Source organism: Mycobacterium sp. NGS22, assembly GCF_059813095.1.
The window spans coordinates 1-19679 of the sequence record NZ_JCALDY010000042.1 but is presented as its reverse complement, the minus strand read 5'-3'; the positions used below and the strand labels follow the sequence as shown (position 1 = coordinate 19679).

17 protein-coding genes are annotated in these 19679 nt (G+C 66.9%); 10 read left to right on the top strand and 7 right to left on the bottom strand.

Translation table 11 applies throughout. The features are described 5' to 3' along the window. Window positions 1–34: 34 nt before the first annotated feature. On the bottom strand, window positions 35–2743 hold the full coding sequence (locus tag AC5Y47_RS24145) for an acyltransferase family protein (protein WP_499946768.1): 2709 nt from the start codon (window positions 2741–2743) through the stop codon (window positions 35–37). 138 nt (window positions 2744–2881) lie between these two features. Further along, a complete protein-coding gene (locus tag AC5Y47_RS24140) occupies window positions 2882–4540 on the bottom strand; it encodes an acyl-CoA synthetase (protein WP_499946767.1) in 1659 nt (552 codons plus the stop codon). 111 nt (window positions 4541–4651) lie between these two features. On the opposite strand from AC5Y47_RS24140, the gene AC5Y47_RS24135 reads away from it, so the two are divergent. The 6 genes from AC5Y47_RS24135 (at window position 4652) to AC5Y47_RS24110 (ending at window position 11045) form a co-directional block, all read left to right on the top strand. After that, window positions 4652–5434 carry a hypothetical protein gene (locus AC5Y47_RS24135; RefSeq protein WP_499946766.1) on the top strand — a complete coding sequence of 261 codons (783 nt, stop codon included), beginning with the start codon at window positions 4652–4654 and terminating at the stop codon, window positions 5432–5434. Between the two features lie 432 nt (window positions 5435–5866). Then, window positions 5867–6985 (top strand): YncE family protein, encoded by a 1119-nt coding sequence (locus AC5Y47_RS24130; protein ID WP_499946765.1) that lies wholly within the window; start codon window positions 5867–5869, stop codon window positions 6983–6985. Between the two features lie 98 nt (window positions 6986–7083). Then, window positions 7084–8715 carry a long-chain fatty acid--CoA ligase gene (locus AC5Y47_RS24125; RefSeq protein ID WP_499946764.1) on the top strand — a complete coding sequence of 544 codons (1632 nt, stop codon included), beginning with the start codon at window positions 7084–7086 and terminating at the stop codon, window positions 8713–8715. A gap of 83 nt (window positions 8716–8798) precedes the next feature. Then, window positions 8799–9272, top strand: a complete 474-nt coding sequence (locus AC5Y47_RS24120; RefSeq protein WP_499946763.1) for an SRPBCC family protein — start codon at window positions 8799–8801, stop codon at window positions 9270–9272. A gap of 4 nt (window positions 9273–9276) precedes the next feature. Further along, window positions 9277–10158 (top strand): class II glutamine amidotransferase, encoded by an 882-nt coding sequence (locus AC5Y47_RS24115; protein WP_499946762.1) that lies wholly within the window; start codon window positions 9277–9279, stop codon window positions 10156–10158. 23 nt (window positions 10159–10181) lie between these two features. Next, a complete protein-coding gene (locus AC5Y47_RS24110; protein ID WP_499946761.1) occupies window positions 10182–11045 on the top strand; it encodes a patatin-like phospholipase family protein in 864 nt (287 codons plus the stop codon). On the opposite strand, the gene AC5Y47_RS24105 is transcribed toward AC5Y47_RS24110, so the two are convergent. Further along, complete coding sequence (locus tag AC5Y47_RS24105) at window positions 11046–12107, bottom strand: patatin family protein (RefSeq protein ID WP_499946760.1); 1062 nt, start codon at window positions 12105–12107, stop codon at window positions 11046–11048. An 84-nt stretch (window positions 12108–12191) separates the two neighbouring features. Beyond that, a complete protein-coding gene (locus AC5Y47_RS24100; RefSeq protein WP_499946778.1) occupies window positions 12192–12590 on the bottom strand; it encodes a lipoprotein LpqV in 399 nt (132 codons plus the stop codon). Window positions 12591–12744: 154 nt separating this feature from the next. Here AC5Y47_RS24100 and AC5Y47_RS24095 point away from each other — a divergent pair, with 154 nt between their 5' ends. Both AC5Y47_RS24095 and AC5Y47_RS24090 read left to right on the top strand, forming a co-directional pair. Then, window positions 12745–13329 (top strand): cysteine dioxygenase, encoded by a 585-nt coding sequence (locus AC5Y47_RS24095; RefSeq protein WP_499946759.1) that lies wholly within the window; start codon window positions 12745–12747, stop codon window positions 13327–13329. After that, window positions 13326–13709 carry a rhodanese-like domain-containing protein gene (locus AC5Y47_RS24090; protein WP_499946758.1) on the top strand — a complete coding sequence of 128 codons (384 nt, stop codon included), beginning with the start codon at window positions 13326–13328 and terminating at the stop codon, window positions 13707–13709. The genes AC5Y47_RS24095 and AC5Y47_RS24090 overlap by 4 nt, the downstream gene beginning before the upstream one ends. On the opposite strand, the gene AC5Y47_RS24085 is transcribed toward AC5Y47_RS24090, so the two are convergent. From AC5Y47_RS24085 to AC5Y47_RS24075, 3 genes are read right to left on the bottom strand one after another with little or no spacing between them, the layout of a single operon-like run. Continuing rightward, window positions 13706–15442: an alpha/beta hydrolase gene (locus AC5Y47_RS24085; RefSeq protein WP_499946757.1), complete on the bottom strand. Its 1737-nt coding sequence runs from the start codon at window positions 15440–15442 to the stop codon at window positions 13706–13708. The genes AC5Y47_RS24090 and AC5Y47_RS24085 overlap by 4 nt on opposite strands. Further along, on the bottom strand, window positions 15439–16212 hold the full coding sequence (locus AC5Y47_RS24080; RefSeq protein WP_499946756.1) for an enoyl-CoA hydratase: 774 nt from the start codon (window positions 16210–16212) through the stop codon (window positions 15439–15441). The genes AC5Y47_RS24085 and AC5Y47_RS24080 overlap by 4 nt, the downstream gene beginning before the upstream one ends. A 10-nt stretch (window positions 16213–16222) precedes the next feature. Further along, window positions 16223–17272: an enoyl-CoA hydratase/isomerase family protein gene (locus AC5Y47_RS24075; protein WP_499946755.1), complete on the bottom strand. Its 1050-nt coding sequence runs from the start codon at window positions 17270–17272 to the stop codon at window positions 16223–16225. A gap of 261 nt (window positions 17273–17533) precedes the next feature. On the opposite strand from AC5Y47_RS24075, the gene AC5Y47_RS24070 reads away from it, so the two are divergent. Together AC5Y47_RS24070 and AC5Y47_RS24065 are read left to right on the top strand one after the other, a co-directional pair. Next, window positions 17534–18367, top strand: coding sequence for a Bax inhibitor-1/YccA family protein (locus tag AC5Y47_RS24070; protein ID WP_499946754.1), 834 nt, complete (start codon window positions 17534–17536; stop codon window positions 18365–18367). Between the two features lie 165 nt (window positions 18368–18532). Continuing rightward, on the top strand, window positions 18533–19387 hold the full coding sequence (locus AC5Y47_RS24065) for an endonuclease domain-containing protein (RefSeq protein ID WP_499946753.1): 855 nt from the start codon (window positions 18533–18535) through the stop codon (window positions 19385–19387). The last annotated feature ends 292 nt before the right edge of the window (window positions 19388–19679 follow it).

Genomic DNA, 19679 nt, shown 5'->3' with positions numbered 1-19679 from the left:
CGCACGGACGCCGCCCGCTCTTGCCCGGTGCGGGTCAACCTCGAACTGGTCCGCGAGACGCAGGGCGACCGGGCTGCGGCGGCCGGTGACCGCAGCCGCGCCGACGAACGTTACGCAAGCGCGCTGACCGTCGTCGGCGATGCGCCGGAAGCCTGCTTCGCGGGCAATACCGATCCGAACAAGCAGCGGCGAGACATCCGCAACGACGCCGCGAATCGATTGGCGGCCAAGCGGACTGGACTGTCGGCACCACCGGCGCCCGCCCCGCCGCCCCCGCCGGCGGTGCCGTTGGCGCCGCCTGCCGCACCACCGCCGGTATTCGCCCCCGACGGCAGCGAGATCCCGCCGCGCCGACTCGACCCGGGCAACGGCGATCCCCTCGACAAACTCCGGCAAGTGCTGCAGGACGCGGCCGGGGCAGCACCGCCCGGCAATCCAGCGTGAGCATTCCGCCGGTCCACACAACAAGACGCGGGCTCCGAGTTCCTCTCGGAACGGGCCCGCGTCTGCTGTGTGGTCGTTGTTTCGACCTGGCACCGGTCGGTGCGGCGGGTGGCGAGCGCGCCGGCGACGACAGCGCGAGCAGAGCGCACGCCCGGGGGAGGGGGGTCCTGACCTGCACGGCCACCGGTGCAGGCGCGCATGCGATACGGCCGGCAGCGAAGCCGGCGATCGTGATCGTGACCGGCAGTGCGAACAGAACGAGCAGCGCCACGAGGACGAAGCCGTACTCTGCGGTGCGATCGCGGGTCGGCGGGACCGAAGGCGGTCGCGTGGGTGAGGCCGGGGTGGACAAGGCCGCGCCTACCGGGGCGTCGCGGAGTCCGTCGGCCACGGGATCCGGTGCTGCGGGCGGCGCGGGCTTCTCCGCCTCGATCATCGCCGCGACGACCGTCTCCGCGTAGAGGTCGGCGCCTTCCCGGGGTTGCGGGTGGATGTGGTCTGCGTAGAGCAGGTCCTCGTGGCCACTGATGGCGCTCTGCCAATCGATCAGGTGGACGTTCGCGCGGTGGGTGAACGTCGCGTCGGTCAGGATCTGGTTGACCTGGTCGGTCCAGGACCGGTCGTGCAGATACAGGTTGACCAGGAAGACCTTGCGGTCCGGGCCGATGGTTTCCAGGAGCGCTTCCAACAGGTCGGGCGGGAAGGGGCCGTTGGTGCCCAATCCCAGCAGGACCACCGGGCGCAGCGAACCGTTGGCGGCGAGGGAGCCGATGATGCCCGGAGCCGCCTGCATGGCGCGGTTGGTGGCCGCGTCGATCCGGATGCCGGGCAGCCGCTCACGCAGCGCAAAAGACGAGGCCAGCATCACCGAGTCGCCCACCGCAGTGATCTGGTCGCCGGGCGGGGGACCGGCCGGTTCCGGCGGTGACGACGGGCGCGCCTCGGGTGCGGCTGGTGCGTCGGCGACGGGCGCTGGCGTGGGGGGCATAGACGTACCGGGATCCGCAACCGATGCCGACGCCTCCTGCGCCGCAAGGGCGTCGGCCAGCTGCTTGTCCAGCCCGTCCGGCGCTGGGGTGGGCGCCCACACGAGCGCGGACGCTACGAACACCGACGCGGCGGCCAGCGCGGCTGCCACCAGCCTGCTGCCGGTACGCCCCCCGGGCACCCTGCGCCAGCCGGCCTGCACCGCGCCGCGGTACCCGAGGCGCAGGACGGGCTTTTCGATCCAGCGGTACGAACCAGCGGCCAACAGCGTCGCGACGGTCACCTCTACCCCGGCGACCAGAAGCGTCCGCTGCCCGCAGATGCGGTCCCCGAGCACGAAGACCGGCCAATGCCACACGTACAAGCCATAGGACCGGGCACCGAGCCAGCACACCGAGGGTCGCGACAGCAACCGGCCGATCAGGGTGCGGCCGTGTCCCGCCCCGACGATGAGCAGCGCACTGGCTGCCGAGACGGCGACGATACCGCCCTGGTAGGTCAGCGAACCGTTCTCGTCCAGCAACCAGTAGGCCAGGGCTATCACGGCCAGGCCGAGCCGGGCCGATGCGCCGGTGAGCGCCGTCCGGCGCGCCGACCAGTGCACCCCTGACGCCGCCGGCCAGACGGCGGCCAACACGGCGCCGCCGAACAGCCCGGCGCTGTGAGTGGCCGTGCTGTAGTAGATCGGCGAGGGATCGGTGGCGGGCTGATACAGCAGAGCCATTGCTGTCGCGGAGGCAACCGCACCCAGTCCGGCGACCACCGCGACCGCCCGGGCGCCGGGTCTTCGGCGATACCAGCACAGCACCGCCACGACGATCGCGGGCCAGACCAAGTAGAACTGTTCCTCCACCGCCAGCGACCACAGGTGCTGCAGCAACGAGGGCGGCCCGAACTTGGCGAAGTACGACTGGTGTTCGCTGATCTGCACCCAGTTGCTGGTGAAGGTCAGCGCACCCGAGACCTCGGTGCGCAGCGCGTGCAACAACGAGCGGTCGACCAGCGCGGTCACGCCGACGACGACGAACAGCATCGGCAACAGCGGCGACAGAATCCGGCGGGCCCGCCGAATCCAGAACTGGCGCAGGCTGATTCGACCGGTGTCCGCGCGCTCGGCGAGCAGTAGCCGAGTGATCAGAAACCCGCTGATCACGAAGAACACATCGACGCCGAGATAGCCGCCGGGCAGCCATGCCGAATTGACGTGATACAGCACGACCGCACTGACCGCGAGAGCCCGCATGCCGTCGATCCCGGGCAGCTTGCCCGGACGCGAGCGCGTCGACGCCGGAGCAGCGGACCCGGCCCCCACCCGCGTGGAGCATGAGATCGTCGCCACTGTTGGTCGGCTCCCCGCTGCCGCTTACCAATTCGAAGTTGTCTTCGAGTGAGCTAGGCTAGCCGATCCGACGCGCAGTGGCAGGTATTTGAGCGTCCGCGGCGTCGTTGGCTAGGCCGGTTCCTCGACGTCCATCTCGGTCAACACCCGCCGCAGCAGTTTTCCGGTCGCGTTGCGGGGTAGCTCCTCGATGAACACCACATCGCGCGGCACCTTGTGGCGAGCCAGGTTGTTCTTCACATACTGCTTGATCTCCGTCGGGTCCTGGCTGGCACCCGGCTCGGAAACGATGAAGGCGCGCAACCGCTTTCCGAACTCGACGTCGTCGACACCGACCACCGCCACCTCGGCGACGTCGGGGCGTTCCTCGAGCAGATTCTCCACTTCCTGCGGGAAGACATTCTCACCGCCGGACACGATCATGTCGTCGTCGCGGCCGTCGACGAACAGCAACCCGTTCTCGTCGATGTGGCCCATGTCACCGCTGGACATGTAGCCGTCGATGATCTGCTTGTTGCGGCCGTCGGTGTAGCCCGAGAAGGGTGCGCCGTTGCGGACAAAGATGCGGCCGCGACGGTTCGAACCCTCGATCCGGCGGTCGTTTTCGTCGTACAACACCACCTCGCACGTCAGCGGCGCGCGACCGGCAGTGCCGGGTGCGGCACGGAGTTCTGCGGGGGTGGCCACGCTCGCGATGGCGCACTCGGTGGAGCCGTACATGTTGTAGAGAACGTCGCCGAAGGTGTCCTGCACGCGGGTGGACAACTCGGGACTCAGCGCCGACCCGGCGATCAGGATCACTTTCAGCGACGAGGTGTCGTATTTCCCGAGGACGTCGGGACCCACCTCCACCATCCGGTGCAGCATCGTCGGGACCGCCACCAACATGTCGGCTCGGTGATCGGCGATGAGCTTCAGGGTGGCTTCGGCCTTGAACCGCCGCGGGGTCACCACTTTGTTGCCCAATGCCGCACCGACCGTGTAGGTGGCCCAACCGGTGCTGTGGAAGATCGGCGAGACGATGACCATGGTTCCCTTGCGCGGGAACGGGATTCGGTCCACGATCTGGGCGGTCGCCAGCGGATTCACCGTGTCACGCGGTGCGCCCTTGGGCAGGCCGGTCGTGCCGCTGGTCAAGATGACCGAGCCGCCCGATTTGGTCGGCGGCGGCAGCGGGTCGGTGGAATTCGCGGCGACGATGTCGTCCAGCGTGTGTGCCGCCGCGGGCAACTCCGCGCCCTCGTCAACCCAGGTCAGCACGCGCGGCAGCTCGGGGGGCAGGGCGTCGAGCAGACCGAGGAATTCGCTGTCGTGCAGCACCACGCTGACGCCCTCGCGCTGGCAGACCTCGGCGAATTGCGGTTTGGCGAAGCCGGTGTTCATCAGCACCATGCGGGCGCCGATCTTCCCGCAGGCCGCCATCGTGATGATCAAGCCGCGGTGATCGCGACACAGCAACCCGACGACCGAGCCGGCGGCGACACCGAGCGACTGCAGACCGTGCGCCAGAGCCCAGGACTGGTCGTCGACCTCCTGGTAGGTCAGCGTCCCGCGTTCGTCGACAATCGCCGGCAGGGTCGGATACCTGCGGCCACCCAGGATGGTCATGGTGGCCTGCGGACCGTAGACGCGCGACAGCTTGCCGCCCTGAATCGTCGAATTCAGGTCTTTCAGGTCGATGATGCCGGTATCGGTGAGTCGTTTGACCGCCCGTCCGGCTTCGCTGATGTGCTGCAGCTTCTGCCGGATGCCGGTCAGTGCGCTGGCCATTGGCCCCTCCTCGACGAAAAGTTCGCGACAACGGAGGTTGTCGGTCCGTAGGCTATACCTGCCGCCGCCCGTGCCGCGACGCCATCTGACCCACCCATAGACTGACCCTTCGTGGGCATGCTTTTCGGCTTTACGCCGTGGATCGTTTATTGGGTCCTGGTCGGTAACGTCCCATTCATCACCGCGGTGTCGATCGCGCTGCTGATGGCCGTCGCGGTTCTCGCGGTCGGGCGGGCCACCGGCAAACCCGGTCAATCGCTCGAAATCGGTGCCGTCGCAACGTTTGTGGTGTTGGTGGTGCTGGCCGTCACGGTTGGCGACACCTTCATGGAGCGCTGGATTCAACCGCTCAGCAACGCCGGCATCTTCCTGGTGACGCTGGTCGGTGTGCTGATCGGCAAGCCGTTCGTGCGCGAGTTCGCCGCGGCCGAGCAGCCCCCCGACGTGGTGAACACCGCGCTGTTCCGGCGGATCACCACCATCCTGACCTGGGTCTGGGTCGCCGCGTTCGCCGGGATGACGGTGTCGTCGGCGATCCCGCCGATCGTGCAGGACGACGCGACGATCCTGGACACCAAGACCACGCTGTCGTTCACCTTCTACTGGGTCGTCCCGTTCGTGTTGCTGGGCGCGGCGGCGTTGGCATCGCGTTTCCTGCCGGAACGGATGCTGGCCGGGATCGACGACATCGCCCGGGAAACGTCCTTCGTGGCCTACGACGAGGCCACCATCGACGAGCTCTACTACCTGGCCCAGGAGCACGCCAACCGGGAGGTCGGCCCCGGCAAGGAGGCCTACAACGTCAAAGTCGGCGGGATGGGCACGCCACTGACCGGCGACGAGTCCCGAAAGTCGTGGCCCTCGACGTACAAGGTGCGGGACAAGAAGCGCTAGCGGCGCAGCTGAGCCACCGTGTCTACGAATTCACCGCGACACGCTATTCGACACTGTGATATACGCCTCTTTTCGGCGGCAATAATTAAGAACTTCTTATTTAACGATCAGCACGCGTGTCGATAAATTATTAGCCATAAGCAGGCGGAAGCTTGTTGTGCAGACGTTTTGTTGTTTGCTGGGCACGTAGGGTCCGGACCCCGTTTTAGGCTCACCTGAGCAAATGCTAAGCCTGGCAGTGTGACCCAGATAACAGCCCCCAATTTGCATTCTATTCGGCAGAAATTCGACTACTAGAATGGCTGATTAACGCATTAAACCCATGATGCCGTCATGCGCATCAACCGGAAGCCGGTGTCACCCAGGTGGGCGCGACGCACGCCGGCCTCGAGGTCCGACGAACGACAGTAAGGCGGTGCCAACGTGAGTTTCGTGAGCAGCAGGAACGGCGAATTGATTCAGCACGCGGCGGCCGCTGAGCCGGTGACCGTCCAGATCCCGGTGAACAACGGCCCCATCAGCGGCATCGCCGCCAGCCCCGACGGCAGCAGGCTGCTGGTGACCAACTACGGCGGCGCCAGCGTCTCGGTCATCGACACCGGCCATTACCGCGTGGTGCAGACCATCCGCGGCGTCGACGAGCCGTTTGCCCTGGCCGTGGATGCCGCTGACCGCGCCTACGTGTCCAGCGTGGCGAACGCCTACGACGCGATCCAGGTCATCGATGTGCTCACCGGCGACGTGGTCGCCACCCACCCGGTGGCCCTCAGTGTCAGTGACCTCGCGGCCGGCGCGGACGGCAAGCACCTCTACATCGGCCGAAACGGCGCCCGCAACGCCGACGTCGCCGTCATGGACACCGCCACCGGGCACGTGCAGGTGATCGACATCGCGACCACCCCGGGCACCACCACCGAATGCGTCCGGGTCAGTCCGGACGGGACGCGCGTGTACGTCGGCGTCAACGGCCCGTCCGGGGGGCAACTGGTCGTCATCGACACCGGCGCAGAACTGGAAGAATCCGGTCGGCGTTCGCGGTGGCGCCGCGGGACCAAATCCCGCCGCAACAGCGAGCCGGCGGTGATCGCCACCATCGAAATCGGGCTGGCCGTGCGCGACGTCGCCGTCAGCCCCAACGGCGCGCTGGCCTACGTCGCCAGCAGCGGTCCGGAGTTCGCCGTCGTCGACGTCGTCGACACCCGCACCAACAAGATCACCGGCACCCGCAAGGTGGCCGAGGTCAGCGGCATCCTCACCCGACTCACCCTCAGCGGTGACGGCGAACGGGCCTACTTGGTCAGCGACGACAGCGTCACCGTCCTGTGCACGCTCACCCAGGACGTCGTCGAATCGCTGAAGGTCGCGGCTGAGCCGTCCTGCGTGGTGGAAAGCCCGGACGGTCGGTACCTGTATGTCGCCGACTACTCCGGCTCGGTGCTGGTGGCGCCGATCGCCTCGGAGGCCGGCTTCGAGCAGGCCGCGCTGGAAAGTGGGCACTCGACGGATCTGTTCGTCCCCGACGTGCTGCGCTACGACGCCGCGCTGGTCTGACGGCCCTCGGGCCGAGGTTTCTCGTCGCGCGGCGCGGCGATAGCATTCGCGCAGGAGATGAGGCGGTGCTGCGCCGCGACGCGTGAGGCGGTACATCGATGTACAGCACGATGCAGGATTTCCCGCTGACGATCACCGCGATCATGCGGCACGGGTGCGGAGTCCACGGATCGCGGGAAGTCATCACGGCCACCGGTGAGGGTTACCGCAGCACCACCTACCGCGAACTGGGCCGGCAGGCGGCCCGGCTGGCAAACGCGTTGCGCCGCATCGGCATTACCGGCGACCAGCGGGTAGCCACCTTCATGTGGAACAACGCCGAACATCTCACGGCGTACCTCGCGGTGCCCTCGATGGGGGCGGTGCTGCACACGCTGAACATCCGGCTGTTCGCCGAGCAGATCATCTACGTGGCCGGCGAAGCCGAGGACCGCGTGCTGTTGGTCGACCTGTCGCTGGCCGAGTTGTTGGCGCCGGTGCTGTCCGAACTCGACACCGTGCACACCGTCATCGCGGTGGGCGACGGTGACACCGCGGTGCTGGAAGAGTCCGGCAAAACGGTGGTGCGCTATGCCGACGTGATCGACGGCGAGTCAACGGAATTCGACTGGCCGTCGCTCGACGAGAACTCCGCGGCCGCCATGTGCTACACCAGCGGCACCACCGGACACCCCAAAGGGGTTGTCTACAGCCATCGTTCGAGCTTCCTGCACACCATGGCGACGTGCACCACCAACGGCATCGGGGTGGGGTCCAGTGACCGGCTGCTGCCGGTCGTGCCGATGTTCCACGCCAATGCATGGGGTCTGCCGTATGCGGCGCTGGCAGCCGGCGCCGATCTGGTGCTGCCCGATCGGCACCTCGACGCCCCGTCGTTGGTCCACATGGTCGAACACCTGCGCCCGACGCTGGCCGGTGCGGTGCCGACCATCTGGAACGACGTCATGCATCATCTCGAGCGCAACCCCGGCCATGACATGTCCTCGTTGCGCCTGGTCGCCTGCGGCGGATCGGCCGTCCCGGAATCGCTGATGCGCACTTTCGAGGACAAGCACAACGTGCAGATCCGGCAGCTGTGGGGAATGACCGAAACGTCGCCGCTGGCGTCGATGGCCTGGCCGCCGCCCGCGACGCCGGACGAGGAGCACTGGGCCTTCCGGGTCACTCAGGGCCAACCGGTGTGTGGCGTGGAAACCCGCATCGTCGACGACGACGGTCGGGCGCTGCCCCATGACGGTAAAGCGGTGGGGGAGTTGGAAGTTCGCGGGCCGTGGATCACCGGCTCGTACTACCTGAACCAGGATGAGTCCAAGTTCGACTCCGGATGGTTGCGCACCGGCGACGTCGGGCGCATCGACGAGCAGGGCTTCATCACCCTGACCGACCGTGCCAAGGATGTCATCAAATCCGGTGGCGAATGGATCTCGTCGGTCGAACTGGAGAATTGTCTGATCGCGCACCCCGACGTGGTGGAGGCCGCCGTCGTCGGAGTTCCCGACGAACGCTGGCAGGAACGTCCGCTGGCCGTCGTCGTCGCCCGGGAGGGGGCCGACCTCACCGCGGGTGAACTGCGAAAATTCCTGTCGGACAAGGTGGTTCGTTGGTGGCTGCCCGAACGGTGGAACTTTGCCGAAAAGATTCCCCGCACCAGCGTCGGCAAGTACGACAAGAAGACCATCCGGTCGCGCTACGCCGAGGGCGCCTACGATGTGACCGAGGTGCGCGACTAGACACCGCGAGCAGACGCAGACTCGCACAATTTCGTGCTCGACAGTGCGATTCTGTGTCTGCTCGTCGCCGGAAAGAGGGGGATATGACCCAGCCCGTTACCGTCGAGCAGTCCCGAGCGATACCCGTCTCGGTTGAAGATGCCTTCGCCGGCACGATGCCGATCTCGCTGCCGCACGTCTGTTCCCAGTGGTACGGGGCGATCCCGCCCATCAAAGCGGTGCGCGACCAAACCGGCGACTGGGACTCGGTCGGACAGACCCGCACCATCTTGATGGTCGGTGGCGGTCGCGTCCACGAGGAGTTGACCAGCGTCGACCCGCCGCATTCGTTCGGCTACACACTGTCGCGAGTCAGCGGTCCGTTGGCGGCCCTGGTCAGTTCGGTCGACGGCAAATGGTCGTTCGCGCCGGCGGGCACCGGAACGCGGGTGAGCTGGCAATGGACGCTGCACCCGAAATCGTCGGCGACGGCGCCGCTGCTACCGCTGTTCGGCAAGATGTGGAAGGGCTACGCGCGCGTGGTCTTAGAAAAGCTGTCCGCGCAGCTGGTGCATTGAACTCATGTGTCGACTCTTCGGCCTGCATGCGGGCACAGAGGTTGTGACGGCGACCTTCTGGTTACTCGACGCACCCGACAGTCTCGAGGCGCAGAGCCGCAAGAACCCCGACGGCACGGGACTGGGACTGTTCGACGAGCGCGGCCGGCCGCAGCTGCACAAGGAACCGATAGCGGCCTGGCAGGACAGGGATTTCGCCACCGAGGCGCATAGTCTGTCCGGTACCACGTTCATCGCCCACGTCCGCTATGCGACGACGGGATCCCTGGACGTGCGCAACACCCACCCGTTCCTGCAGGACGGCCGGATCTTCGCGCACAACGGCATGATCGAGGGTCTCGACGTCGTCGACGAACGGCTGCGGGAACTCGGCACCCACGACCTGGTGCTGGGCCAGACCGACTCCGAGCGGGTGTTCGCCTTGATCACCGGATACATCCGAGCCCAAAAAGGCGACGTGACAAGCGGTTTGGTCGACGCCGTGGGCTGGCTGGCGACGAACGTGCCGATCTATGCGCTCAACGTCCTGCTGTGCATGGGCACCCAGATGTGGGCATTGCGGTACCCGCAGACCCACCAGCTGTTCATGCTGGACCGGCGCCACGACGGCGGCCCCGATTTCGACATGTCCACCAGCAGGATCCACGCCCGCAGCGAGACGCTCACCCAGACTTCGGCGGTGGTGTTCGCCACCGAACCGATGGACGACGACGACCGCTGGTGCCTGCTCGACCCGGGTGAGCTGGTCTACGTCGACACCGACCTGCAGATCACCCGCAATCTGGTGTTCCCGGATCCGCCCCGACACCTGGTGCGCAGGGACGATCTCACTCAGCCGGTCTTCCGCGCCCAGCACGCGATGCCGGGCACGCGGCACCTTCCCTAACCCCGGCTGGCAGAGTAGTTGCAATGTCATCCCGACGCGCACTTGTCCTGGCCGGTGGTGGAGTAGCGGGAATCGCCTGGGAGACAGGCGTTCTGTGCGGCATCGCCGACGAATCGCCGGACGCGGCGCGGCTGTTGCTGGAATCCGACGTGTTGGTCGGCACGTCGGCGGGGTCGACGGTGGCAGCTCAGATCAGCAGCGGGAGCACGCTGGCCGAGCTGTTCGACCGGCAAGTGGCGGAGACGTCGGCCGAGATCGACCCCGGAGTCGACATCGACTCGATCACCGCGCTGTTCCTGGACGCGCTGCGCGAGCCGGGTGCCTCCAAGGCGCAACGGCTGCAGCGGATCGGCACGGTGGCGCTGGCCACCCGGACCGTGCCCGAGGCCGTGCGCCGGGAGGTGATCGCGCACCGGCTGCCGTCGCACCAATGGCCGCAGCGCGACGTGCGGATCACCGCGATCGACACCGAAACCGGGGCCCTGGTGATTTTCGACCGCGACTCCGGAGTCGAGTTGGTGGACGCGGTGGCGTCCAGCTGTGCGGTGCCCGGGGCGTGGCCGCCGGTGACGATCGACGGCCGGCGCTACATCGACGGCGGCGTCAACAGCACGGTCAACGTCGGTGTCGCCGACGACTGCGACGCGATAGTGGTGCTGGTGCCCGCCGGCGCGGACGCTCCGTCACCGTTCGGTCCGGGACCCGCCGCCGAGATCGCCGCGTTCCCCGGCACGGCGCTGAGTGTGTTCGCCGACGAGGAATCCCTGACGGCATTCGGGCCCAACCCGCTCGATCCGCGCTGCCGGATCGGGTCGGCGCGGGCCGGGCGCGAACAGGGACGCCGCGAGGCCGGAGCGGTCGCGCGTTTCCTCGGCGTCGTCGAATAGTCAGCGGGTCTCGACCGCGCTCCGATCCTGCTCGTCGTCGCCGGAGTTCTCGAACGCATCCAGCGCGCGGGTCGCCAGCGCGCGACCAGCGTCGATCACCTCGACGGCACGGTGGAACTCCAGGCTGCGGCAGGTGGTACGCGGTACCTCGATCAGCAGGTCGGGCGGATAGGCCGCCAACGTGTGGCGGGCCAGTGCGGACTGGGCGATGTCTATCGTCCGGTTCATCACGTCGAAACCGCCCAGCTTCGGGATCTCCGGCTCATCGACATCGTCGTCGTCGCATTGGTCGACCGCGTCGGCTTCGTCCTCCAGATCCGGGACGGTCGCCCCGAACCGGCTCAGCATCGCGCGCGCGGTGGGACGGTCCAGCAGGGCCTTGGCGGCGCTGGTGTCGAACAACGCGGTGGTGCTGCGCAGCATGCGGTTCAGCCACTCGGCGGTCACGCCCGGTTCGGCGTCGCGGGTGGCGCCCGGCTCGCTGCCGTTGAGGCTCACCGCGATGGTCAGGTCGGAGTTGATGGCAGCGATCGGCGCCATCGGCAACGGGTCCAGGATGCCGCCGTCGGCGAGCAGACGGCCGTCGATCTCGTGCGGCGCAATCACACCCGGTATCGCGATGGACGCCCGGATGGCCTCGTCGACGGGACCACGCTGAAACCACACCGACTTGCCGGTCAGTAGGTCGGTGGCAACCGCGGTGTAGGGGACGTCCAATTCCTGAATGGTGACCGGGCCCAGGATGTCGCGCACCGCGTCCAGGATCTTCTCGGCCCGCAGCACCCCGGCCGCCGTCAACGACGGGTCGAGCAGGCGCAGAATCGTGCGCTGGGTGAGGGACTTGGCCCAGTCGGCGAGTTCGTCGAGCCGTCCGGCCGCCTGAACGCCGCCGACCACGGCGCCCATCGACGAGCCGGCGATCCCGACTATTTCGTAGCCGCGTTCTTCCAGCGCCTGGATCACCCCGATGTGGGCGTAACCGCGGGCGCCGCCGCTGCCCAGCGCCAACGCGACGCGAGCGCCGGACGATCCGCGCGGACGAACGGAATTCGGACCGGCCATGGCCTCATTCTGCTTGGCGCGGCCCGCACCGGCAGAACCGGCCACGGGTTTCTTGCACCCCTGATCGGAATTCGAAAGTCAGCCTCAACCGCATTCGCCGCGGGCGCCCGCCTGGGCCGCGACGATCACAGCGGCCTGCCGTGCGGAGCCGAGGTCCGCCCACCGCTTGTTCCAGCTGCCGGCAACGCCGGACGCGGACCTCTGGACCATCTCCAGGTACGGCTCGATGGCGGCCTCGCCGGTACTGCCCTGGGCGTCCATCCACACCTTGGCGGCATGGCAGGCCTGGAAATATTCCTCTTCGGTGGATTCCGCGGGCGCGTCGACCCGGGTCGTCACACCGGCGGGGGAGACGCCGATAGCTCCGGCGGGCAGCGAACTGGACGCGGGCGACGACGGCGCCGACGAAGAACCGGCATTGCCGCCGCTGCCGCCGCCCGAGCAGCCGGCCACGATCACCGAAACGACGAACACTGCGCACAGCGCTACCGACCGCGGTGAAAGGTGTCTGCGTCGGCACACGACACCCAATCTATGCAACACTTTCCCCGTGTTGGAGCGGTTCGGACTTTGCGAGTGTTGTCGGCCCTGACGCCGCCGCTTGCCCCAGCCGTTTCCCACTCCGGAGTTCTGTCCCATGGCTCTGCCTCTTTCGCAGTCTCTTTCCCGTCCCTTCTCCGCCCCCGCTGCCGCGCTGGCCGTTCCCTACCCCGGGCCCACCCGGCTTCGGGTGCCGGATCTGCTGCATGCCACCGATCAGGCCGCGGACGACGTGCTCAGTGGGCGCTGCGACCACCTGTTGCCCGAGGGCGGCGTGCCCGAGAACGACCGTTGGTTCGTCCGCATTCACGGTGACGAGGAACTCGACCTCTGGCTGATCAGCTGGGTTCCCGGACATGCGACCGAACTGCACGACCACGGCGGTTCGCTCGGCGCGCTGACGGTGCTTGCCGGGTCGCTCAACGAGTTCCGTTGGGACGGTAGAAAATTGCGTCGTCGGCGGCTCGACGCCGGCGATCAGGCCGGTTTCCCGCTGGGCTGGGTGCACGACGTGGTGTGGGCGCCGCGACCGGCCGCGTCGTCGCCTCCGCTGGAGCCGACCTTGAGCGTGCACGCATATTCCCCGCCACTGACCGCCATGTCGTATTACGAAGTGACCGAACGCAATACGCTGCGCCGGCAGCGCACCGAACTGACCGATCAGCCCGAAGGGCCGGGATGAGCCGGATCGACCGGGTACTGGACGCGGCCCGCCAACGGTATCGCCGACTGCCCGCCGATGAGCTGCCCGAGGCGTTGCGGCGCGGCGCGGTGCTCGTCGACATCCGGCCGGCCGCCCAGCGCGCCCGCGAAGGCGAGGTGCCCGGCGCGCTGGTGATCGAACGCAACGTCCTGGAATGGCGCTGCGACCCGACCAGCGACGCCCGCCTGCCGCAGGCCGTCGGCGACGACGTCGAGTGGGTGATCCTGTGCTCGGAGGGCTACACCTCGAGCTTGGCGGCCGCCGCACTGCTGGACCTGGGTCTGCATCGCGCGACCGACGTGGCGGGCGGCTATCACGCGCTGGTCGCCGCCGGCGTGCTGGACCTCGCAGCCGGCTAGTTGTCGCCGGACGGCCCTTCCAGCGTCACATTGGCGTGCAGCAGCGGTCGCAGCCGTTCGGTCTTGTCCTGCGTCCATCCCGGCGGCGACAACACCGCGGCCCAACCGTCGGCGCAGTTGGCGACGTAGCGGTGGCCATGCCCGTCGGGAACGTCGACCGCAACCGCCATGTCGGCGGATACCTGCAAGAACGTGATGAACGGGATCCAGCGCATGGCGGGCAGCACGTCGGAGCCGGGTGTTTCCTTCAGCCAGTCCGGTTCTTTGAACAACAGGTTGGGGGTCCACCAGGCGATGGGATCGGAGGCGTGCTGCAGATAGACAACCCGCGGTCGGCCCCACTCGGCTTTGGGCCGGTCCAGATCCTGTTGCTGCGCAACGAATCTCACATTGTGACCGTCGTCGTATATCGGTAACCATTGCGGCGAACCGCGATCCCGGGTCGCGGTCAGCTGGGTCCAGATCGTGTTCTGGAACGTCGGTCCGCTGAACAGGGCGCCGTCGGTGCGGGCCAGGACGTTGTTGAGGCTCATGAACGGCGCCTCACCGCCGAATGATCCGAGGCTCTCACCGAACACGACGAGTTTGGGGCGCTTGAACTCCGGCAGCTGCTTGATCAGCTTGTCGACGGCCTCGAACAGTGCCTGCCCGGCGTGCCGGGCGTTCTCCTTGTCCACCAGGAACGACAACCAGCTCGGCAGGAACGAGTACTGCATGCTGACGATCGCGGTGTTGCCGTTATACATGTACTCCAGCGCCGAAGCCTCCGCCTCGTTGATCCATCCGGTGCCGGTGGTGGTGGCCACCGCGACGACGGCGCGTTGCAGGCCGCCGGTGCGCATCAGCTCGCGCGCCGCCAGATCCGCGGTCGCGTCGATGCCGTCCGCGGATTTCAGGCCCGCGTAGGCCCGGATCGGCACAGTGGCCGGAGCGCCGTTGAATGCGGCGAGCTTTCTCGTCGACGGTCCGCCCTGGACGAAGAGCCGGCCCTGATGTCCCAACGACTCCCACGAAACCAGCGAGCCCGGACCGCCGGAGCGCAGGTTGGTTCGCGGGGGAGCGGTGTCGGGATCCATCTCGTTGTTGACCGACGAGAAGGTGCCGTTCATGGATCTCATCGCGAACTTGAGGACCACGCCGTTGAGCAGGCTGATGGTCAGCACCGTGAGTCCGATGGTCACGATGGCCGCCGACACGCGAAACGGCGCGATCCGATCCACTTGTGCCACAAGACCTCTGACCAGCCATCGAATGAGCTTGCCGATTTCCACCAGGGTGAACAGCACGATCATCGACAGTGCGGCGGTGTAGGGGTACTCGTACCATTTCAGGTGCGGTACTCCCATCAGGTCCCGCACGTCGTCCTGCCACACGTGGAACCGGATGGCCATCACGACCACTCCGATCGCACCGACCACGAGCAGCGGCGGCCACGCCCAGCCCGGGGCCGGGGCGGTGGTGTTCTGCGAACGCATGTAGCGGATCAGCCAGACGGTGAAAACGCCCAGCCCGTAACCGATTGCGCCGGAGACGCCGCTGACCACGCCCTGGAACAGCGGACCGCGGGGCAGCAGCGACGGCGTCAGCGACAACCACAGGAAGATCAGGCCCAGCAGGGTCCCGGTGTAGGTGTAGTTGCGGACCCACCACCGTCCGTGCACCAGCGGCGGCGCCAGGTCCCTATCGAGGTCGCTTGGCTCGTCGTCGGTCGCGACGGTGGCGGTACCGCTCATCGGTGGGTGAAATCGGGCGGGCGCTTCTCGATGAAGGCCGCCATGCCCTCGGACTGGTCGTCGGTGGCGAACAGCGAGTGAAAAAGCCTGCGCTCGTTGAGAAGTCCCTCGGCCAGCGTCGATTCGAACGCCCGGTTGACGGCCTCTTTGGCCATCTGCGCGGACGGCAGCGACATCTGCGAGATGGTCGTGGCGACGGCCTTGGCCTCGGTCAGCAAGTCGTCGGCGGGAACCACTCGCGAGACCAGTCCGCTGCGCTCGGCTTCGGCGGCGTCGATGGTCCTTCCGGTCAAGATGAGGTCCATCGCCTTGGCCTTGCCGATCGCGCGGGTCAACCGCTGCGAGCCACCCATGCCCGGGATGACACCCAGCTTGATCTCCGGCTGGCCGAATTTCGCGGTGTCGGCGGCGATCAGCAGGTCGCACATCATCGCCAGCTCGCAACCGCCGCCGAGGGCATATCCGGCCACCGCGGCGATCGTCGGGGTGCGCACGGCGGCCAGCTTGCCCCAGGGGGCGAAGAAGTCGGCCCCGAACGCGTCGGCGAAGGACAGATTGGCCATCTCCTTGATGTCGGCGCCCGCGGCGAACGCCTTGGCCGAACCGGTTATGACGATCGCACCGATGCCCGGGTCGGCATCCAATTCGGCTGCGGCACTGGTGACTTCGCCCATCACCTGGCTGTTGAGCGCGTTCAGTGCCTTGGGCCGGTTCAGGGTGATGATGCCGACGCGTTCGTCGCGGTCGACGAGGATGGTTTCGTACGTCATCATTGCCTCTCTAAAAACTCAGGTCGTCGTCCAGGGGCGCGAAATAGGCCGCGACGTCGGCGACCGTCACCTCGTCCAACCTCGCCGGCGACCACTTCGGGTTGCGGTCCTTGTCGACCAGTTGTGCGCGGATGCCTTCGACGAAATCGTGCGAACGCAGCGACGCCGAGGACACCCGATAGTCCTGCACCAGAACGTCTTCCAGCGTTTCCAGTTCACCGGCGCGGCGAACCGCTTCGAACGTCACCGACAGCGCGATCGGGGAGCGGGTGGCGATCAGGTCCGCGGCCTTGTTGGCCTCTGCCGCGTCGTGGCTTCGCAGCGCGGCGACGATGTCTGCGACGGTGTCGGCCGAATAGCACTCGTCGATCCATTCACGTTGTGCCGCAAGACCACTCGGTGGAGGTTCGACGGCGTGGTGGGCGAGCGCGCCTTCGACGCCGTCGGTGGCGACCGCCGCGGTGAACGCGTCCAGGTCGCTGTGTGGCACGTAATGGTCGGCGAATCCCAGCGCGATGGCGTCGGCACCGTCGAACGGTGCCCCGGTCAGCGCGGCGTGCAGGCCCAGCTTGCCCGGCGCCCGGGCCAGCAGGTAGGTGCCGCCGACGTCGGGGATGAAGCCGATGCCGACCTCGGGCATCGCGATCTTGGAGGTGTCGGTCGCCACCCGGGTATTCGCGTGGGCGCTGACCCCGACGCCGCCGCCCATCACGATGCCGTCCATCACCGCCACGTAGGGCTTGGGAAACCGGCCGATCTGTCCGTTGAGCAGATACTCGTCGCGCCAGAACCGTCGCGCCTCGACGCCGTCTTTGCGGGCGCTGTGATAAAGCGCCACCACGTCGCCGCCGGCGCACAACCCGCGCTCGCCGGCGCCGGTGAGCACCACCGCGCGCACCGCCTCGTCGCGCTCCCACCGGGTCAGGACCGTGGCCAGCAACTCGACCATGTTCTGGCTCAGCGAGTTGATCGCCTTCGGCCGGTTGAGGGTGACGAAGCCGACCCCGCCGTCTACTCGGGTCAGAACCTCGTCGGACTCCCCAGTTACGGCCCCAGTCACCCGCTCGTCTCCCCTCGTCGGAATACCTGGCCTACCGCGGCCACGTCGACCATGAGTTTGACCAGCAATCTAGATCGTTACTCGCTCGCCGATGCCCGCGGGGCTAAGGTTGAGGGCTATCCGGACCTTCATCCGGACTGGGTACAGGAGTCCCGGACGAACTAGACACAGCAGCTCCGCTGGGGAACCCGAGCGGACCACCAATCGTTGAGCAGTTGTTCGTCGGCTAACAGCCACATGAATCTCAGAGAGGATCCGACGGTGCGGGAGACAAGCAACCCGGTATTCCGCTCGCTGCCGAAGCAGCAGGGCGGGTATGCGCAATTCGGTCCCGGTCTGGCGCCCGGGTACCAGGGTGACCCCTACGCTCCTTACCAGCCGCAGGTGAGGCCTTCGCGCCCGCTCACCATCGATGACGTCGTCACCAAGACCGGCCTGACGCTGGCCGCCCTGTCGGCTGTCGCGGCGGTGTCGTACTTCATGGTGGCCGCTAACAAAATGCTGGCGTTTCCGTTTGTCCTGGTCGGCGGCTTGGGCGGCTTCGGATTGTTGATGTTCACGATCTTCACGGGTAGGCAGGACAAGCCGGCGCTTGTCCTGAGCTACGCCGCGTTGGAAGGTCTGTTCCTCGGCGCTTTTTCATTCCTGCTGACCTTCAATGTGAATATCGGCGGTCAGTCGCCGAATGCCGGGGTGATGATCGGCCAAGCCATCCTGGGCACGCTCGGCGTGTTCTTCGGCATGCTTGTCGTCTACAAGACGGGCGCAATTCGCGTCACGCCAAAGTTCGCCCGGATGCTTTTCGCTGCGTTGATCGGTGCGGTTGTGCTGTCGATCGGCAACCTGATCATGAGCTTCTTCACCGACGGTGCCGGCCCGCTGCGTAACGGAGGGACTATCGCGATCATCTTCTCGCTGATCTGCATCGGCATCGCCGCCTTCAGCTTCCTGATCGACTTCGACGCCGCCGACCAGATGATTCGCGCCGGGGCGCCGGAGAAGGCGGCGTGGGGAATCGCGCTGGGCCTGACCGTGACGCTGGTCTGGCTGTACACCGAGATCCTGCGCCTGCTGAGTTATTTCCAGAACGACTAGTCGATCCCCTCGACGGGCAAAGCCGGCACGCCATCGCGTGCCGGCTTTCTCTTTTGACGCTGTGCTCTCGCGTTGAGTCTGCGTTGAGGGCGTGGGTTACTCGCACTTTGTCGCCCTGAGCGCAGAGTCAACTGAGGTGTCGGTGCGCGCTGGCACCATTCCGTCATGAACTACGCAGGTGGACTATTCATCGGCAGTGAGGCGCTTGCCGCGGGCGAGCTGAGTAAGTACGAGCTTCGCAAGTATTACCGCGCGATCATGCCGAACGTCTACCTGGACAAAGGAGTCGAGCCATCGTTGCGACAACGCACTGTTGCCGCGTGGCTCTGGTCGCGTCGAGAGGCGGTAATTGCCGGTGCCGCTGCATCGGCGATGCTCGGCGCCAAATGGGTTGACCACGACGCGCCAGTCGAGTTGATCTGGCGCAACGCGAGGACACCTCCGCGCGTCGTGACGCGCGATGAGTTGTTGTTAGATGGCGAGTTCCAACGGCTGCAGGGAATGCCGGTGACGACGCCCGAGCGCACCGCCTTCGACATCGGCCGCCGCGGACCCCTCGGTCGCGCCGTTGCCAGACTCGATGCCCTTGCTGCGGCCACCGACTTCAAAGTATGCGATGTCGAGGAGTTGGCTGCCGGTCATAGGCATACCCGCGGCTTGCGCCAACTGGAAGCCGCGCTGGGTCTGGTGGACGGCGGGGCTCAATCACCAAAGGAAACCTGGCTGCGGCTGCTGTTGATCGATGCGGGTTTCCCGAAGCCTCGCACGCAGATACCGGTGCTGGGGCCAGACGGATTGCCCCGGTACTTCCTTGACATGGGCTGGGAAGACATGATGTTGGCGGCCGAATACGACGGCGAGCAGCACTGGACCAACCCGGAACAGTACGCGTGGGACGTGGAACGCCAGGAGTACATCAACGAGGTCGGGTGGACCGTCGTCAGGGTGGTCAGTCGGCACCGGGCCGCAGATATCATTCGCCGAATGCATTGTGCCTGGGACGCGTGCTCGTTGCGTTGAGTCTGCGCTGAGGACGCCGCCTTCTCGCACTTTTGCGCCGTGGACGCAGAGTCAGCGGACGGCGGGGTCGGGAGTGCGTTGAGTCTGCGCTGAGGGTGCCGCCTTCTCGCACTTTTGTGCCCTGAACGCAGAGTCAACGGGCGGCGGGGTCGGGAGTGCGTTGAGTCTGCGCTGCGGGTGCGTCGTTCTCGCACTTTTGCGCCGTGGACGCAGAGTCAACGGGCGGCGGGGGTCGGGATTGCGTTGAGTCTGCGCTGAGGGTGCGTCGTTCTCGCACTTTTGCGCCGTGGAC

Coding starts and splice junctions, on each gene's coding strand:
- AC5Y47_RS24120 (WP_499946763.1), top strand. CDS start 8,799: ATGACCCAGCCCGTTACCGTCGAGCAGTCCCGAGCGATACCCGTCTCG.
- AC5Y47_RS24115 (WP_499946762.1), top strand. CDS start 9,277: ATGTGTCGACTCTTCGGCCTGCATGCGGGCACAGAGGTTGTGACGGCG.
- AC5Y47_RS24125 (WP_499946764.1), top strand. CDS start 7,084: ATGTACAGCACGATGCAGGATTTCCCGCTGACGATCACCGCGATCATG.
- AC5Y47_RS24080 (WP_499946756.1), bottom strand. CDS start 16,212: ATGACGTACGAAACCATCCTCGTCGACCGCGACGAACGCGTCGGCATC.
- AC5Y47_RS24105 (WP_499946760.1), bottom strand. CDS start 12,107: ATGGCCGGTCCGAATTCCGTTCGTCCGCGCGGATCGTCCGGCGCTCGC.
- AC5Y47_RS24065 (WP_499946753.1), top strand. CDS start 18,533: ATGAACTACGCAGGTGGACTATTCATCGGCAGTGAGGCGCTTGCCGCG.
- AC5Y47_RS24095 (WP_499946759.1), top strand. CDS start 12,745: ATGGCTCTGCCTCTTTCGCAGTCTCTTTCCCGTCCCTTCTCCGCCCCC.
- AC5Y47_RS24085 (WP_499946757.1), bottom strand. CDS start 15,442: ATGAGCGGTACCGCCACCGTCGCGACCGACGACGAGCCAAGCGACCTC.
- AC5Y47_RS24090 (WP_499946758.1), top strand. CDS start 13,326: ATGAGCCGGATCGACCGGGTACTGGACGCGGCCCGCCAACGGTATCGC.
- AC5Y47_RS24140 (WP_499946767.1), bottom strand. CDS start 4,540: ATGGCCAGCGCACTGACCGGCATCCGGCAGAAGCTGCAGCACATCAGC.
- AC5Y47_RS24110 (WP_499946761.1), top strand. CDS start 10,182: ATGTCATCCCGACGCGCACTTGTCCTGGCCGGTGGTGGAGTAGCGGGA.